The sequence below is a fragment of the Oleiphilus sp. HI0066 genome, from assembly GCF_001635725.1.
On record NZ_LWFH01000721.1, the window covers coordinates 1 to 1,280 of the forward strand.

The 1,280-nt window shown below is 46.2% G+C and carries 1 protein-coding gene; it reads right to left on the reverse strand.

The annotated features are described in order from the left end of the window. Positions 1-1,280, reverse strand: a 1,280-nt coding sequence (locus A3738_RS08885; protein WP_156504122.1) for an AAA family ATPase, incomplete at both ends; no start/stop codon positions are given.

Sequence of the window (1,280 nt, forward strand, 5' to 3'; positions counted from 1 at the left end):
ATCGGCATACCGTGATACACACCAGTGCGGCTTGATGAAAATCGACTCTGTGCTTTTGTGTGAACGGCCTCGTTGAGCTGATCCGTCCCTAAAGGCCCCTGTCTCGTTGAACAAAGAATTTGGAACTGATCGAAGCATTTTTGCAGTTCAGCCAATGAGGCTTTTGTTTCAGCGAGCTCTACAAAGTCTTGATAATGAGCCATCAACGCACCGAGTTCTTGCTGGGCTCTGCCCTCAACCCAGTGGTACCTAATAGCTTCGTCAGTGTTCGTTGTCAGGAAATGACGCAAAGCCTCTACTGGCTCATCACGAATAAGGCGCGCAACATCCGCTAAAGCACCGTGAAAACGATAGCTCTTTTGCAATGTCACGAGAGGATTGATCTGTTCAGACTCCGATGGTTCAACATTCATATCAAACGGCAGTAGGTGAATTAGCTGCCCTAACTGCTCAGCAGATATGGCATTACGCTTACAGCGTTTTACCCAACGCGCAAAAAAATCGCCAGATTCCACCGCAGGCAACTGATAATGATCACCCAACAGCACTACGCACGTTTGCGGATGCAAAATCGTGCTTAAACGCTCCATTAAAGCTAAATCAATCATTGAAGATTCATCAATTACGAGCACATTTGGAATCGCTGAGGTTTCGAGCTTGCCAAACAAACGTTCGTTATCACTGAGGTAGTCATCGTCATCAAAGTCGCTCATCGACACATCGTTTTCAATCAAATATCGATGAACGGTTTTACCCCGTTTTGGCAGTGCAGAGCGTAAGTGTTGAATCAAGTCTTCTTCAAACGGCAAGCTAGACAATAAAGATTCAGCTTGAGAACTTAGCGACGATGCTAAGCGTTGTGCAGCCTTGCCAGTAGGTGCCAAGCAAACCGTCGATGACGCACGCCTACTTTCTATGCCCTTCTCTATGGCCCTCTCTATGCACTTCTCTGCAGACAAACGCGCTAAGATAATTTTTGCAGCCGTTGTCGTTTTACCCGTACCGGGCCCACCACTCACCAGCACAAGATTTGAAAGAAGTGATTGCGCAACCGCCCAAGCTTGATAATCAATGTCAGTAGAATCTAAGTCAGGAAATAAGGCATTCAATGCCTCCTTACCGCGAGCTAAATCAATAGATTCATTAGGATCCACATCAGAGGATATGTTTGACGATAGTTGATCCGACAACCATCGATCAGTTTTATCACAGAGATTCCAGAGTCGACGCAAATAGAGCTCCGCTTCATCGTTGAGAACTTTAACGAAAACACTTGAGCC